Source organism: Enterobacter sp. Lyrl_3 (assembly GCF_051948675.1).
GTDB lineage: Bacteria > Pseudomonadota > Gammaproteobacteria > Enterobacterales > Enterobacteriaceae > Enterobacter > Enterobacter cloacae.
Genome location: NZ_JAYJLI010000010.1, coordinates 97,653 through 112,130, shown reverse-complemented (window position 1 = coordinate 112,130; position 14,478 = coordinate 97,653). Strand labels below are relative to the sequence as shown.

Below are 14,478 nucleotides of genomic sequence, written 5' to 3'. Positions count from 1 at the left end.
TAAGTTATTATATGGAATGATATTTAATGCGTTCAGACCCCGCTGCCTTCACGCTTTTTCGCCCTGAATCCCCACTGCGTAATGCGGCGGGTATCTTTATTCTCACCACCTTATTCTACTTTATCGGTGCGGAATTACGTCTGGTCGAAGCCTTGTCGCTGTTCTGGCCGCTGAATGGCGTGATGGCGGGCGTCTTTGCCCGTTATACCTATCTCAATCGCCTGCATAACTACGCGGTGTCGTATGTCGCCATGCTGATGTACGACGCGGTCACCACCAACTGGGGAATGGCCTCGGTGGTCATCAACCTGTCGAATATGGTCTTTATCGTCGTTGTCGCATTGCTGGTGGTGCGTGATAAACGGTTGATGAAGAAAACCCCCGATCCCATTAATGCGCTGCGGCTGTTCAATTATTGTCTGATCGCCGCCTTATTATGTGCGCTGCTCGGCGCGACCGGGTCGGTGGGGATCGACAGCCATACCTTCTGGCCGCTGTTTGCCGACTGGTTCAGCGAGCAGTTCTCAACCGGCGTGCTCATTTTACCCTGCATGCTCACGGTCAGTATGCCGACGCGGGCATTCAGGCTGCGTCTGGAGCAACTTTTACCGGTCATTGCGCTGATTGTCTCGGTGATGGCATCGGTGGTGATTGGCGGGGCGGGAAGCCTTGCCTTTCCGCTGCCGGCGCTGATCTGGTGTGCGGTCCGCTACTCCTTGCCCGCGACCTGTCTGCTGACGTTTCTGACCGGCGGTCTGGAGATCGTTCTGGTCGCTAACTCCATTATCAATATCGCCGTGGGCACGCCGCTCTCTACCCCGATGATGTTCTCCGCACGGCTGGGGATTGCTACCATGGCGATCTGTCCGGTTATGGTCTCCGTCAGTATGGCGGCCATTAATTCGCTCATCCGTCAGGTGTCGTTGCGCGCGGATTATGATTTTCTGACCCACGTTTATTCACGCTCCGGGCTCTATGAGGCGTTAAAGCGGGAAGAGGCGCAGCGGCAGACACGTTTTCTGACCGTGATGCTGCTGGATATCGATTACTTCAAAAGCATCAATGATAACTATGGGCATGAGTGTGGCGACCGCGTGCTGGCCGCGTTTGCCCGCGAGGTTCAGCAGGTTGTCGGAGACGACGGTATGGTGGCGCGTATGGGCGGAGAAGAGTTCGCGGTTGTGGTGAACACCGGTGACGCGCAGCACGGCTTTGCGCTGGCGGAACGTATCAGACTCACCATTGCCGCTCATCCGTTTACCTGGCGCCAGCAAACGCTCTATCTTACCGTGAGTATTGGTCTCGGGAGCGGGAAGGCGGCGTCGTGGCAGTTGACCGAAGTCTTCAACAGGCTGATGGCCGAAGCAGACGATCATCTCTATCGTTCCAAAAAAGCGGGGAGAAATCGCACCAGTGCGCGTGTGTCAGACGATCCCATTACCCCGACCCCGGAGAGTGAAACCTGAGCGCAGCCTGCATTCTGCCGGGGATGAATCATAGCGAATAACAGATAAATTGCTTGCTAGGTATTTTTAACGTCAATAAGATACCGCAAGAAAGCTATCGGAAAATTCGCAGAATGAATGCAACTGACAAACTCAGTAGACCCCCTCGTGTACCAGGAAGCCGGTTTGTCAAACGTATGTTTCTGATGCGTATTCTCGGCACGTTTCTCTGTTTTGTTCCCATCCTCTCCGTACTGATTGAACAGAATCGTTCAATCTGGCTGATGTGTTTGCTGGCGTTGAACGCGTTTATCTGGCCTACGTTTGCCTGGTATCGGGCGCGAAATTCGGCCATGCCGCTGGTGACTGAGCATCAGAATCTGGTGCTGGACGCCGGGGCGGGGGGATTCTGGATCGCCATGATGGCGGTCAATCCGCTGCCGTCGGTGGTCATTGCCACCATCATGCTGACCGACCGGCTCTCGGCAGGGGGCGTTACGCTGATGAGAAAGGCGGCCATCACCATGGTGGGCGTTTTTCTGGTGACCTGGCTGACGCAGGGAATGGCGGTGGATATGTACGTTTCGCAGCGCACCATGTTTGCCACGCTGCCGCTGATTGCAATTTATCTGCTGGCGCTGAGCATATTAACGGACAGCATTGCGCTGCGCCTGCGGATCAAGAGCCGGGAGCTTGAGCGGATCGCGATGATGGATCCGCTACTGGATATCGCGAACCGACGGCTGCTCGAAAAGCGGATTGACCACGAACTGAATAAACTGCGCCAGACGTGCCGGGAATCGGCCCTGATGTTCATCGATATCGACAATTTTAAAGACGTTAACGATCGTTTTGGTCATAAGGTTGGGGATGCATTGCTGGCGGCCGTCTCGCAAATACTGCATTTGTCGACACGCCCGAACGATACCCCCGCACGCCTTGGCGGTGACGAATTTGTGGTGTTGCTGCCGGATACCACCCTTGAAGAGGCGCAAGTTGTCGCCAGACGCATTATGGATGCGGCTGCAATGAAAAAGGAGGTGGCTCAGGAGACGGTGCATTGCACGCTCAGCATCGGTATCGCCTGTGCCACGCGAGAAATGATAAGCGTAACCGACTGGCTACAGGCCGCGGACAACGCCCTGTACCGCGCCAAGCGGGACGGTAAGAACAGAATATTCGCGCACTGACAATGTCTCTGTTTAGGCTACGCTTTGAGTAACGCTTTGCGTCAGGAGACGTTATGAAAACACCTGCAACCCCAGCAAATGAAATGGAACGTCTGAACTCGCTGCGCGAGTCAGGCCTGCTTGAGATCGACAGTTCCCCGGCGTTTGACCGACTGACACGTCTGGCAAAACGCTTCTTCCAGGTTCCCCTGGCGATGGTCAATCTTATTGATGAACACTCGCTGATTGTGAAGTCGGCCGATGGTCAGGCGCCTGACACCGTTCCGCGTAATATCTCGTTTTGCGGCCATACGATCCTCAGCGAAGCGCCGCTGGTGGTTGCCGATATGCGTCAGGACGATCGATTTGCCGATAACCCGCTGGTGGCCGGTGAGCCCGGCGTAAGGTTCTATGCCGGTTTTCCACTGCGTTTACGTGACGGGGCGAGCGTGGGATCGCTGTGCCTGATTGATTATTCTCCTCGTGAATTTTCCGCAGCCGATCTTGCCGTGCTGGGCGATCTGAGCGCACTGGCGGAAGACGAGTTTGCTGCCGTCAGCGCGGCGACAACCGATGAATTAACCGGTCTGTTTAACCGTCGGGGCTTTAACCAGCTGCTCCGCTTCACGCTCTCCGTAGCCAGACGTCGGGCGGAGCCGTTAACTCTGGGCTGGCTGGATCTGGATCGCTTCAAAGAGATTAACGATCGCTACGGACATGAAGAGGGCGACAACGCGCTGAAAGTGATGGCGGAACTGATGCGCACCTCTTTCCGTGAAGCGGATTTGCTGGTTCGCTTTGGCGGCGATGAGTTTGCCGTGCTGTTTGCCGATACCGACGAGCAGGGGGCCTGGATTGCCATGCAGTATCTGGCCGAGCAGGTTGAACAGTACAATGCGCGCAGGCTGCATCCCTGGTCACTCCATTTTTCCTGGGGGCTGAGCGAGTTCGATCATAACGGCAACGATCAGCAGCAGTGGATGAAAGACGCGGATGAAAAAATGTATGCCATGAAGCAGCAGCGCAAGCGCGCAACATGACATAACAAAAGCCTATGTCTGAGGTGATTGCGTTACAAAGATGTTAAATGCACAGTGAGCGTATTCAACGTAAGGAAAACCCATGAATACCTCACTGCAGATCAAAACCCTCACCCGGGACGATATTCTCACCCACCTCGATGCGCTGGCCGATATCCTTGAAAACTGTGTCAGGGGCGGCGCTTCCGTCAGTTTTATGTTGCCATTCAGTACCGATAAAGCTCGTGCTTTCTGGCAGGATATTGCCGGGAGCGTAGGGCGTAACGAACGCGTTGTGCTGGCCTGCATCGATTCTCAGGATGGCGTGATTGGCACCGTGCAGCTCATTACAGATCAGCCGGAAAACCAGCCGCATCGTGCCGATGTGGCAAAGCTGCTGGTGCATGAAAAAGCGCGTCGTAAAGGTGCCGCGATGGCGCTAATGGAGGAACTGGAAGTGCAGGCCAGAGCAAGAGACATCTCGGTGCTGGTGCTGGATACCTCAACCGGCAGCGGAGCGGAGACCTTCTACCAGCGCGCTGGCTGGCAAAAAGTGGGGGAGATCCCGCGTTATGCGCTAATGCCGGATGGCGCGATGACCGCCACATCGGTCTTCTATAAGTTCTTGTGATTATTTCCCTCAATGACGTGATGAATTGATCAAAAGCGGGGTTCTGGTCGAAAACCTTTGGTAAGTTATCATACCAATTTAATCAGGTTGTACGACTAATCATAAAAGGACCCCATTGTGAACACACTTAACCGTCGTGATTTCCCCGGTGCTCTCCACCCCGAACGAATCATTCAGTTTGGCGAGGGCAATTTCCTGCGTGCGTTTGTCGACTGGCAAATCGACCTGTTAAACGAACATACCGATCTCAATGCCGGCGTCGTGGTCGTACGCCCAATTCAAAGCGACTTCCCGCCGTCATTAAGCACTCAGGATGGCCTGTATACCACGATCATTCGGGGTCTGAATGAGCAGGGCGAGGCGGTCAGCGAAGCGCGTCTTATCCGCTCGGTGAATCGGGAGATTAGCGTCTACAGCCAGTACGATGAATTTCTGAAACTGGCGCACAATCCGGAGATGCGTTTTGTCTTCTCCAACACCACCGAGGCGGGGATTAGCTGGCACGCGGGCGATCGTTTCGAAGATGCGCCAGCGGTGAGCTATCCAGCGAAGCTGACGCGGCTGCTGTTTGAGCGCTTCAGCCATTTTAACGGCGCAGCGGACAAAGGCTGGATCATCATTCCGTGCGAGCTAATAGACTATAACGGCGAAGCGCTGCGCGAACTGGTGCTGCGCTATGCACAGGCATGGGCACTGCCAGCGGAATTTATTCAGTGGCTGAATGCGCATAACAGCTTCTGCTCCACGTTAGTTGACCGCATTGTAACGGGGTATCCGCGCGACGAAGCGGCGACGCTGGAAGCCGGGCTTGGCTATCACGATGCGTTCCTGGATACCGCTGAACATTTCTATCTGTTTGTTATTCAGGGGCCTGAATCCCTGGCCAGCGAACTGCGTCTGGACAAATTCCCGTTAAACGTGCGGATTGTGGATGACATTAAGCCGTACAAGGAGCGCAAAGTGGCGATTCTCAACGGCGCGCACACAGCGCTGGTGCCGGTGGCGTTCCAGGCGGGGCTGGATACGGTGGGCGAGGCGATGAATGATGCCGACATATGCGCATTCATCGAAAAAGCGATCTATGAGGAAATCATTCCGGTCCTGGATTTGCCGCGTGATGAACTGGCCTCTTTCGCCAGCGCCGTTACGGGTCGTTTCCGCAATCCGTATATCAAGCATCAGCTGCTGTCGATTGCCCTTAACGGCATGACCAAGTATCGCACGCGCATTCTGCCGCAGCTGTTGGCGGGGGTGAGGGCATCTGGCACGTTGCCCGCTCGCCTGACGTTCGCGCTGGCCGCACTGATCGCGTTCTACCGTGCAGAGCGTAACGGGGAGAACTATCCGGTGCAGGATGATGCGCACTGGCTTGCTCGTTACCAACAGCTGTGGGCGCAGCATCACGATAAACAGATCACCACCCGCGAGCTGGTCGCCTCCGTTTTAAGCGTTACTGAGCACTGGGAGCAGGATTTAACTCAGGTAGAGGGTCTTGTCGGTCAGGTTTCGCGCGATCTCGACGCGATTCTGCAACAGGGGATGCGGGCCGCAGTAAAACCGCTTTGTTAACCCATGCCCGGCTTCGGCCGGGTATTTTATATCTCATTAGTTACAACATACTATGGGCTCGTTTATGTAAAGCAGGCTGTAGCACCGTGCGGTTTATTGCTTATCAGGTGATAAAATGCAATCTGTTATTAACAAGCTTGCAACCGTGACAGGGATCACGTTTAATAACGCGGCTCTTTCCTTTCCTGAAGCTGACTATGATTGTTCGTCCCAAACAGCACTGGCTACAACTGATTTTCGTCTGGCACGGTTCGGTACTTCCTAAAATCTATACCCGGTTGTTACTTAACTTCCTGCTATCCATCGCCGTTATTCTGATGCTGCCGTGGTATACCTCGCTGGGCATTAAATTTACCGTTGCGCCGTTCAGCATCCTGGGGGTGGCCATCGCTATCTTTCTGGGGTTCAGAAACAACGCCTGCTATTCGCGCTACGTTGAGGCTCGCCAGCTGTGGGGGCAACTGATGATAGCGGCACGCTCGTTATTTCGCGAGGTTAAAAACACCTTGCCGGATGATAAACATCTGGGTGAGTTCGTCCGCCTGCAGATCGCCTTTGCCCATTGTCTGCGCATGACCCTGCGTCGTGAAAAGGGGGAAGGGCAACTGGCGCGCTATCTGGCGGCGGAGGATTTACGCAACGTCATGGCCGCCAATTCCCCGGCGAACCGTATTCTGCTGATCATGGGTGAATGGCTGGCCGTTAGACGCCGTAACGGAGACCTCTCCGATATTCTGTTCCACAGCCTGAACAACCGTCTCAACGATATGTCGATTGTCCTGTCAGGCTGCGAGCGCATCGCCACCACGCCCGTGCCGTTTGCTTATACGCTTATCCTGCACCGTACGGTCTATCTGTTCTGCATCATGCTGCCGTTCGCGCTGGTTGTTGACCTGCACTACATGACGCCGTTTGTCTCTGCGCTGATTTCGTATACCTTCATTTCGCTGGATACGCTGGCAGAAGAGCTGGAAGATCTGTTTGGTACCGAAGACAACGACCTGCCGTTGGACGCCATCTGCAACATGATGGAACGCGATCTGCTGCAGATGAACGATGAAGAGAACATTCCGGAAAGGCTGATGCCGGATAAGTATTATCAGCTGACCTGACGGGCGTTCCACTCGTCCCGGGTGATTTCCCACAGCTCAGAATCGAGCATACCGCTGACGTACGCTTTTTTTTCCGTTCTGATAAGCCGCATGCCGCTACTGTCTGAAATACGACGGGAGCGGCTATTGGTGGCCGCCTTCGGCGCGCGCAATACGGGTTTGTTCAGCGTGTTAAACCAGTAATCCGTTGCCGCAATGCTGGCTTCGCGCATATATCCCTTTCCCTGAAACTCCGGCGCCAGCCAAAACCCGCGGTTGTTATCTTCCACATCGTACAGGCAGATAACCCCCATCAGTTCGTCCGGCGCTTCACGACGGCGGATGCTCCAGAACCAGGCAATCCCTTTCGCCATATCCGGCAGCGCCACGTTGTTGACATAGTTTTCCGCGCCGTTATCCGGGTAGGGCCAGGGCACGGAAGAGACCAGATAGCGGACGATCTCCCAGCGCGGATAGCGCTTTTGTATCTGAACGGCATCTTCGGCAACCAGCGGTTTTAGCAGCAAGCGTTCTGTCGTGAGCGTCGGTATCGTCATCCGCAGATCTCCATATTTAAGCGTTATGATTTTGTTTGCGTTCTGGTATTTTCATCTCTATCACATTCAGTTGAGGCGTGCTGAGTTTATACCCTACCAAAAATAGGCATCATTTCTTCAATGGCGAAATTTTAATGCGCTTGTGGTCTCTTTTAACCGGACGTGTTTTCCAGGATCTCCTGCAGCATGGCAAAGAGATAGAGGAGGCCATTGCTCGTCGTGATACCCGTGTTTTGAATCATTCCACCCCCGAGCTGGAAGGGTATTTTTCTCGCCCCCTCAGCGAGCTTCCGCGTCAAAATCCTTACCCGGTAGCGGCGCTGTTACCTCTTTTTTTAGTGGCGTTTGCGTTAAACCTTCTGCCTTTTCTCAACGCGTTGCAGGGTTTGTCACCTTTACACCATGCACTGTGTTTTTTCGTACCATCATTAATAATGACAGGCGCGCTCATTGTAATCAGCGTGCTTCTGGCCCGAGGGGTAACGTCAGGATTGTTGGGGTTTATGGCAGTGTTCATCATTCTGCTGGTCATAACTCTCGTTCAGGTTCTGCATCTTCTGTTTTCTCATAGCGGAAACCTTTGGCCACTGGTCACCGCATCCTTCGCGCTGATACTTTGTCGGATGGTAATGAATAGCAGCGGCTTTGTGCTGTTTACCCTCTATTGTCGCACTCAGCGTCTTGCCAGAGTTGCACGTGAAATCCGGTTAAAAAGCCATTAAAGAGGTGATATGACGTTACGAAAAGCGCATCCGCAGGAAGCTGAAATACTCTGGAATATTCGCAATCAGGCGATTCGTCACGGCTGCAAAACCAGTTACGACGCGGACGTTATTGCGCGCTGGACGCCCGACGACATGCCGGAGCATTACCGGCAAATGGTCATTGAATACCCTTTTTACGTGGTGGAAGATGAAAAGGGCGACATTGCGGCAACTGGCTATCTTGATCTGGATACCCACTGTCTGGAGGCGATATTCACCTTGCCGGCGGCATCCGGAAAAGGCATGGCGACCCGGATTATCGAGGCGCTCAAACAGGAGGCCCATAGCCGGGGGTTAACCCGCCTGACGCTCGATGCAACGCCTAACGCCCGGTCGTTTTACCAGAAGCTGGGGTTTGTCACGCTGAGCGAAAAGTATCATCACTCGCGCATGGCGGGCGCTGATTTACGCTGTTTTGAAATGGCGATCAACTTGTAATGTGAGGAACGCATGGCTGTCACGGTAAGACCTTTAAGCGCAGACGATTACGCCCAGTGGCGACCGCTATGGGACGGGTATACCCATTTTTATGATTGTTTTCTCGATGAATCGGTTACCGCATCGACATGGGAAAGGGCGCTCTCAGCGCATTCACCGATGTTCTGCCGCGTAGTAGAGAAAGACGAAAAGATCATTGGTTTCGCGATGTGCATTCTCCACGAAGGCACATGGTCAACGGCCCCCGTTTGCTACCTGGAAGATCTGTTTGTCGATGCCACCGAACGCGGTGCGGGGGCCGGGAAGGCGCTCATTGATGCCCTGATAGCCGAAGGCAAGCGCGAAGGGTGGTCGAAACTGTATTGGGTCACCCGGGAGAACAACCCGGCGCGTAAACTCTATGACAAATACGGCGAAGCTGACGATTACGTACGCTACCGCCTCTCGCTGTAAGCCTGAATCACCTGTGTTTGTATCACACTGTATCTGCGTACCGGATACATACACAGGATTGCAATAAACCCCCTTTCGCACTTATCCGCTATACAAACGCGTGTTGTTATATCCCCGTCAACTGTTCTTAACCGGAGATACCAACATGTTCAGCAAACTCGCGTATTCAACCCTGGCGTTAACCGTTTCTCTTGGCACCGTCATGTCCTGTCAGGCCGAAGTCACCGGCAAAGATGTTGCCGCAGCCTTCGATCACCCTCAGCAAATTAACGCTGGCGATCTGAATATCGGCTATGTCGATATCGGACCAAAAGAGGGACAGCCGGTGATTCTGTTACACGGCTGGCCCTATGATATTCACAGCTATGCCGAAGTCGCACCCGCGCTGGCGGCAAAAGGCTACCGGGTCATTGTGCCTTCGCTGCGCGGCTACGGCACCACGCGCTTCCTGTCAGCAAGCACGCCGCGTAACGGCCAGCCTTCGGCCATGGCGAAAGATATCGTTAACCTGATGGATGCCCTCAACATTAAGCAGGCTGTTTTTGCGGGATACGACTGGGGCGCCCGTACGGCGGACATTGTCGCGGCGCTGTGGCCTGAACGCGTCAAATCCCTTGTTTCGGTAAGTGGCTATCTCATCAGCAGCCAGCAGATTGGTAAACAGCCGCTGCCGCCAAAAGCAGAGCAGCAGTGGTGGTATCAATTCTATTTCGCAACAGAACGCGGTGCCGAAGGCTATGCCAAGAATACCCATGACTTCGCCCGTCTGATCTGGTCTCAGGCCTCACCAGACTGGAAGTTTTCCGATGCGACCTTTAACGCCAGCGCAAAATCCCTGGATAACCCCGATCACGTCGCGGTTACGCTCAGCAACTATCGCTGGCGTTTAGGCCTCGAAAAAGGCGAGCGTAAATACGACAGCTACGAACAAAAGCTGGCGACATTGCCAAATATCACCGTTCCGACAATCACCATCGAAGGCGGCAACAATGGGGCGCCACATCCTGCGCCTCAAGCCTATGCCGGTAAATTCACCGGTAAATATGAACACCGCACCTTTGGGGCCACCGTGGGGCACAACCCGCCGCAGGAAGATCCGCAGGATTTCGTCAAGGCGGTTATCGACGCGGATAAGCTGTGATATGTGCTATTTTCAATACGTTACCCCTCAGTCAGGAGATCCCGGTGGAGCATATTGATCATATCCTTGTCGTCGATGACGACAGGGATATTCGTGAATTGATTGTCGACTATCTCGTCAAGTCGGGCTATCGCGCGTCTGGCGCGGCAAACGGCAAAGAGATGCGGGCCGTGCTAGATAAACAGCATGTCGATCTGGTGGTGCTGGACGTGATGATGCCAGGCGATGACGGATTAACGCTCTGCCGGGGACTGCGCAGCGGTAAACATAAAGATCTGCCGATCCTAATGCTGACCGCGCGCAACGAAGAGACAGACCGGATCCTGGGGCTGGAAATGGGGGCCGATGACTATGTCGTGAAGCCCTTTGTTGCGCGCGAACTGCTGGCGCGTATCAAAGCCATTTTGCGCCGTTTTCGTACCATGCCACCCAATCTGCAGGTGACCGAGGCCGGGCGCCTGGTGATGTTCGGCGACTGGCAACTGGACACCGTTGCTCGTCACCTGATCGACAGCGAGGGGATGATTGTGGCACTCAGCGGGGCGGAATACCGACTTCTGCGCGTGTTCCTTGACCATCCTCAGCGTGTGCTGAGCCGCGATCAGTTGCTTAACCTGACCCAGGGGCGAGATGCTGAACTCTTTGAGCGCTCGATTGATCTTCTGGTCAGTCGGGTTCGTCAGCGACTGAATGAAGATGCCCGCACGCCGGCCTACATCAAGACCGTTCGCAGCGAAGGGTACGTTTTTACCATGCCGGTGATCATCAAAGAGGCCAATGAATGAGGCTCTGGCCACGCTCGTTACTGACGCGACTGCTGATCATCGTGATGCTGGGGCTCCTGCTGGCCAACGCGCTCAGCCTCACGCTGGTCATGCTTGAGCGGATGCGCAGCGCCCGCACGGTGATGCTCGGCAACCTGGAATATGACGTTTCCACCAGTGTGGCCATCCTCGACCGGCTTCCCGCAAGGGAGCGTCCAGCCTGGCTGGAACGACTGGCGCGGGGGAACTATCGCTACATTCTGGGCACCGGTGAACCGGGGCCCGCACCGCATGACAAACGCTCGCAGGATGCCATCCGCACCCTGACAGAGGCGCTGTCGGCAACCTGGCCACTGACGTTTACTGCCGTACCGGGGCCGGTTTCCCATATTCAGGCCCACCTTACGCTGAGCGATGGTTCGCCGCTAACCATTGACCTTATCCCCCGAATGCCTCCGGTCGCCAGCTGGCTGCCTGTAGTGCTTGTGTTGCAGCTACTGCTTCTGGCGTTCTGCTCATGGATTGCCGTGCGTCAGGTTATTCGACCCTTTTCTCAGTTTACCCGGGCGGTGGATTCCCTCGACCCGGCAGCAAGCTCGCCAATGACCGAGGCAGGGCCGGTCGAGGTGCAACGGGCCGCGCACGCCTTTAATGCGATGCAGGCGCGTATCCAGTCTTACCTGCGCGAGCGCGCGCAGATCCTGGCCTCCGTATCGCACGACCTTCAGACCCCGATAACGCGCATGAAGTTGCGCGTCGAAATGGCGGACCAGCCGGAGCTACGGGACAAGTTGCTCAACGACCTGGATAATATGACGCGCCTGGTGCGGGAAGGAATAGCGTATGCCCGGTCATCAGAATCTCTGGAAGAGACCTCGCTCAAGCTGGAGTTGAATGCCTGGATAAACAGCATCGCCAGTGATTACCAGGACATCGGGAAAAACGTGCAGCTTCAGGCAACCGATGCCCGTCTGCCCGTGGTCACGCGTCCGCAGGCGCTACGCCGGGTGATGACCAATCTGCTGGATAATGCGCTGAAATTTGGCGACTATGCCGTCATTACGATTCATTCAGATGCCCGTCATGTCACGATCGCCATTCACGATGGCGGACCGGGGATACCGGACGCCGAACTGGAGGCAGTATTGCAGCCGTTTTATCGGGTGGAAACCTCACGAAACCGCGACACCGGGGGCACCGGATTAGGGCTGGCCATCGCCGCCCAGTTGACTGCGCAGTTAGGCGGGAAATTGCATCTGGCGAACCACGCCGAGGGTGGGCTGGACGTTTCGATTACGCTGCCGCGCGGGTAATTGTACGGTTTTGTATCGGACAGCCTTCATGATACGCGCACAGACAATTCGCGCTGATTTGCACACATACTGAACATATCAACACGGTGAAATAACCTCACTGCAGCTTCGCAGGGCATCTCTAATGTGAGGTCACTATGTTTCTGATAATCGCTTTTCTGGGCGGGATGATAAGCCTGCTCAGCCCATGCACACTCCCGGTTATTCCACTGTTGTTTGCCGGGTTCCAGGGGCAACGACGGCATATTCTGGCGTTGCTCGCGGGGATGATTGTAATGTTCACCCTCGTGGCACTGGTGGCTACCGCCGCCAGCAACTGGATCGCCCAGGCGACGATAGCAGGGCGCTGGGTCGCACTGGTTGTACTGGCAATAGCCGCGCTGGCTCTTATTTTCCCGACATTCGCCCAGCGTATTGCCGGACCGGCCGTCAGCGCAGGTAATCTACTCAACACACGCAGCGGACAGACGCGCGGTACTCTCTCCGCGTTTCTGGGCGGGCTGGCCGTTGGGTTGCTCTGGTCGCCGTGCGCCGGACCGATTCTGGGTGCCATCTTCAGCCTGAATATTGCCGGTCACTCCGCCATTGCCACGGGGGCACTGCTGGCCGCTTACGGCAGCGGATGCGCGCTGATGCTGGGGCTGCTGGTTATCGGTGGTCGCGCGCTAATGGCACCCCTGCGTGCCAGATCGGCATTGATGGAAAGGTTACGCAAGGGGGCGGGCGTGGTCATGTTAGCGACCGTTGCGTTTAACGCCACCGGGATGACGTCCGTTCTGAAAGGCGCCAACGGGGTCGCAGACCGTCTGGAGAATTCGCTCCTGACGCTGGCGAAACCCGCAACGGCACCGGTGAAGCTTCAGCCGGTGGTGATGACCGAACCCAGCAGCCAGTTACCCTCCTTAAGCGGCGGAACAGGATGGGTAAATGGTGACCCTGTCACGTCTGACTCTCTGCGGGGGAAGGTAGTATTGATTGATTTCTGGACATGGGACTGCATCAACTGTCAGCATACGCTCCCGCACGTTCGCGACTGGGCCAAAAAGTACGAGGCGCAGGGTCTGGTGGTAATAGGTGTGCATACGCCGGAATACCCGTGGGAAAAACCGCTCGCCTCGGTACAAAAAGCGGTGACGAAATGGCAGCTCCCGTATCGGGTGGTCACGGATAATAACTATAAGATCTGGAACGCCTTCGGGAATCAGTACTGGCCCGCACACTACTATTTCGATGCCAAAGGGCAGCTGCGCTACACCTCCTTTGGCGAGGGCAATTACGAACAGCAGGAAAAAGTCATTCAGCAGTTGCTGAAAGAGGCTCGCTCCTGAGCCGACTTATGGCTGACGTTGAGCAACGATAAACAAGCGTGGAAATGCCAGCAGTATCTGCCCGTTTTCCTGAAGCGGATACTGCTCTTCCAGTAGTTCATGGTAGCGTTGCAGGAACTGCTTCTGCTCGCTTTCATTCAACTCCTGTAACCACGGACGCAGCCCCGTGGCGCTGACCCAGTCAATAATCGCCTGATGCGATCCCATTTTATGGAAGTAGGTCGTGCGCCAGATATCCACGTCGCAGCCTGCCTCCGTCAGAATATCGTAATACGCATGGACACCGGGCAGAGGTTCACGGCCTCGATTCGGATAACCTTGTTCAACAGCCACTTCGCGCATCGAGACGTGTGTCGGTTCAAGCCAGTTATCAGGCATCTGGATCGCCAGCACGCCGTTTAGCTTCAGCAGCGAAACCAGATGCGGCAGGAGCTCGTAATGGTCAGGGATCCACTGTAGCGAGGCATTCGCATAAAGCAGGCTCAGCGGTTGGCCTGGCTTGTACTGGCGAATATCGGCCTCAACAAAGTGGCAATCGGGCAACGCCTGGCGCGCCTCTTCGAGCATCGCCGGTGAGTTATCAACACCGGTGATGTGGGCAGAAGGCCAGCGATGCTTCAACAGCGCGGTGCTGTTTCCCGGTCCGCAGCCTAAATCAACGATGGTGGACACCTCATCCAGTGGAATTCTGGCGAGCAGTTCAGCAGCAGGGCGCGTGCGTTCGGCACCGTATTGCAGATAAAGCGAAGGGTTCCAGTCGGCCATTTTTGCCTCTCCGTGTTGAATTCATCAGCAA

The 14,478-nt window shown here is 55.3% G+C and carries 15 protein-coding genes; 13 read left to right on the top strand and 2 right to left on the bottom strand.

Annotated elements, in window-relative coordinates:
* The first annotated feature begins 26 nt into the window (after window positions 1–26).
* The 6 genes from VF709_RS17530 to VF709_RS17505 all read left to right on the top strand — a co-directional run bounded on the left by VF709_RS17530 (window position 27) and on the right by VF709_RS17505 (window position 6,945).
* The gene (locus tag VF709_RS17530) at window positions 27–1,466 is read left to right on the top strand and encodes a GGDEF domain-containing protein (RefSeq protein ID WP_139936834.1); all 1,440 of its coding nucleotides are present in this window, start codon (window positions 27–29) and stop codon (window positions 1,464–1,466) included.
* Between the two features lie 176 nt (window positions 1,467–1,642).
* On the top strand, window positions 1,643–2,635 hold the full coding sequence (locus VF709_RS17525) for a sensor domain-containing diguanylate cyclase (RefSeq protein WP_149896685.1): 993 nt from the start codon (window positions 1,643–1,645) through the stop codon (window positions 2,633–2,635).
* 53 nt (window positions 2,636–2,688) lie between these two features.
* Window positions 2,689–3,654: a sensor domain-containing diguanylate cyclase gene (locus VF709_RS17520; RefSeq protein ID WP_045294053.1), complete on the top strand. Its 966-nt coding sequence runs from the start codon at window positions 2,689–2,691 to the stop codon at window positions 3,652–3,654.
* Between the two features lie 82 nt (window positions 3,655–3,736).
* Window positions 3,737–4,264 carry a GNAT family N-acetyltransferase gene (locus tag VF709_RS17515; RefSeq protein WP_045294055.1) on the top strand — a complete coding sequence of 176 codons (528 nt, stop codon included), beginning with the start codon at window positions 3,737–3,739 and terminating at the stop codon, window positions 4,262–4,264.
* Between the two features lie 117 nt (window positions 4,265–4,381).
* Entirely contained in the window at window positions 4,382–5,833 is a 1,452-nt protein-coding gene (locus VF709_RS17510; RefSeq protein WP_149896686.1) for a tagaturonate reductase, read from the top strand.
* Window positions 5,834–6,030: 197 nt separating this feature from the next.
* Complete coding sequence (locus VF709_RS17505; protein ID WP_440232068.1) at window positions 6,031–6,945, top strand: bestrophin family protein; 915 nt, start codon at window positions 6,031–6,033, stop codon at window positions 6,943–6,945.
* On the opposite strand, the gene VF709_RS17500 is transcribed toward VF709_RS17505, so the two are convergent.
* Window positions 6,933–7,481, bottom strand: a complete 549-nt coding sequence (locus VF709_RS17500) for a GNAT family N-acetyltransferase (RefSeq protein WP_130626112.1) — start codon at window positions 7,479–7,481, stop codon at window positions 6,933–6,935. The two genes, VF709_RS17505 and VF709_RS17500, sit on opposite strands and share 13 nt — an antisense overlap.
* 134 nt (window positions 7,482–7,615) lie before the next feature.
* Between VF709_RS17500 and VF709_RS17495 the strand changes: the two genes are divergently transcribed.
* The 7 genes from VF709_RS17495 to VF709_RS17465 all read left to right on the top strand — a co-directional run bounded on the left by VF709_RS17495 (window position 7,616) and on the right by VF709_RS17465 (window position 13,682).
* Entirely contained in the window at window positions 7,616–8,203 is a 588-nt protein-coding gene (locus VF709_RS17495; protein WP_149896739.1) for a hypothetical protein, read from the top strand.
* Between the two features lie 9 nt (window positions 8,204–8,212).
* A complete protein-coding gene (locus VF709_RS17490; RefSeq protein WP_020688637.1) occupies window positions 8,213–8,683 on the top strand; it encodes a GNAT family N-acetyltransferase in 471 nt (156 codons plus the stop codon).
* Between the two features lie 12 nt (window positions 8,684–8,695).
* A complete protein-coding gene (locus tag VF709_RS17485) occupies window positions 8,696–9,136 on the top strand; it encodes a GNAT family N-acetyltransferase (RefSeq protein WP_038980697.1) in 441 nt (146 codons plus the stop codon).
* Window positions 9,137–9,281: 145 nt separating this feature from the next.
* Window positions 9,282–10,277, top strand: a complete 996-nt coding sequence (locus VF709_RS17480) for an alpha/beta fold hydrolase (protein ID WP_013096598.1) — start codon at window positions 9,282–9,284, stop codon at window positions 10,275–10,277.
* Window positions 10,278–10,321: 44 nt separating this feature from the next.
* Window positions 10,322–11,062: a response regulator gene (locus VF709_RS17475; RefSeq protein WP_020688639.1), complete on the top strand. Its 741-nt coding sequence runs from the start codon at window positions 10,322–10,324 to the stop codon at window positions 11,060–11,062.
* On the top strand, window positions 11,059–12,354 hold the full coding sequence (locus tag VF709_RS17470) for a sensor histidine kinase (RefSeq protein WP_149896687.1): 1,296 nt from the start codon (window positions 11,059–11,061) through the stop codon (window positions 12,352–12,354). Before VF709_RS17475 ends, VF709_RS17470 begins: the two co-directional genes overlap by 4 nt.
* A gap of 137 nt (window positions 12,355–12,491) precedes the next feature.
* Window positions 12,492–13,682: a cytochrome c biogenesis protein/redoxin gene (locus VF709_RS17465; RefSeq protein ID WP_149896688.1), complete on the top strand. Its 1,191-nt coding sequence runs from the start codon at window positions 12,492–12,494 to the stop codon at window positions 13,680–13,682.
* Between the two features lie 6 nt (window positions 13,683–13,688).
* Here the strand turns inward: VF709_RS17465 and tam are convergent, their stop codons facing one another.
* Complete coding sequence (gene tam, locus VF709_RS17460) at window positions 13,689–14,447, bottom strand: trans-aconitate 2-methyltransferase (RefSeq protein ID WP_149896689.1); 759 nt, start codon at window positions 14,445–14,447, stop codon at window positions 13,689–13,691.
* Window positions 14,448–14,478: the final 31 nt, after the last annotated feature.

What these genes read in the sequence shown, in the direction of transcription:
- VF709_RS17530 (WP_139936834.1), top strand. Translation starts at nt 27, where the DNA reads ATGCGTTCAGACCCCGCTGCCTTCACGCTTTTTCGCCCTGAATCCCCA.
- VF709_RS17525 (WP_149896685.1), top strand. Translation starts at nt 1,643, where the DNA reads ATGTTTCTGATGCGTATTCTCGGCACGTTTCTCTGTTTTGTTCCCATC.
- VF709_RS17520 (WP_045294053.1), top strand. Translation starts at nt 2,689, where the DNA reads ATGAAAACACCTGCAACCCCAGCAAATGAAATGGAACGTCTGAACTCG.
- VF709_RS17515 (WP_045294055.1), top strand. Translation starts at nt 3,737, where the DNA reads ATGAATACCTCACTGCAGATCAAAACCCTCACCCGGGACGATATTCTC.
- VF709_RS17505 (WP_440232068.1), top strand. Translation starts at nt 6,031, where the DNA reads ATGATTGTTCGTCCCAAACAGCACTGGCTACAACTGATTTTCGTCTGG.
- VF709_RS17500 (WP_130626112.1), bottom strand. Translation starts at nt 7,481, where the DNA reads ATGACGATACCGACGCTCACGACAGAACGCTTGCTGCTAAAACCGCTG.
- VF709_RS17495 (WP_149896739.1), top strand. Translation starts at nt 7,616, where the DNA reads ATGCGCTTGTGGTCTCTTTTAACCGGACGTGTTTTCCAGGATCTCCTG.
- VF709_RS17490 (WP_020688637.1), top strand. Translation starts at nt 8,213, where the DNA reads ATGACGTTACGAAAAGCGCATCCGCAGGAAGCTGAAATACTCTGGAAT.
- VF709_RS17485 (WP_038980697.1), top strand. Translation starts at nt 8,696, where the DNA reads ATGGCTGTCACGGTAAGACCTTTAAGCGCAGACGATTACGCCCAGTGG.
- VF709_RS17480 (WP_013096598.1), top strand. Translation starts at nt 9,282, where the DNA reads ATGTTCAGCAAACTCGCGTATTCAACCCTGGCGTTAACCGTTTCTCTT.
- VF709_RS17470 (WP_149896687.1), top strand. Translation starts at nt 11,059, where the DNA reads ATGAGGCTCTGGCCACGCTCGTTACTGACGCGACTGCTGATCATCGTG.
- VF709_RS17465 (WP_149896688.1), top strand. Translation starts at nt 12,492, where the DNA reads ATGTTTCTGATAATCGCTTTTCTGGGCGGGATGATAAGCCTGCTCAGC.
- tam (WP_149896689.1), bottom strand. Translation starts at nt 14,447, where the DNA reads ATGGCCGACTGGAACCCTTCGCTTTATCTGCAATACGGTGCCGAACGC.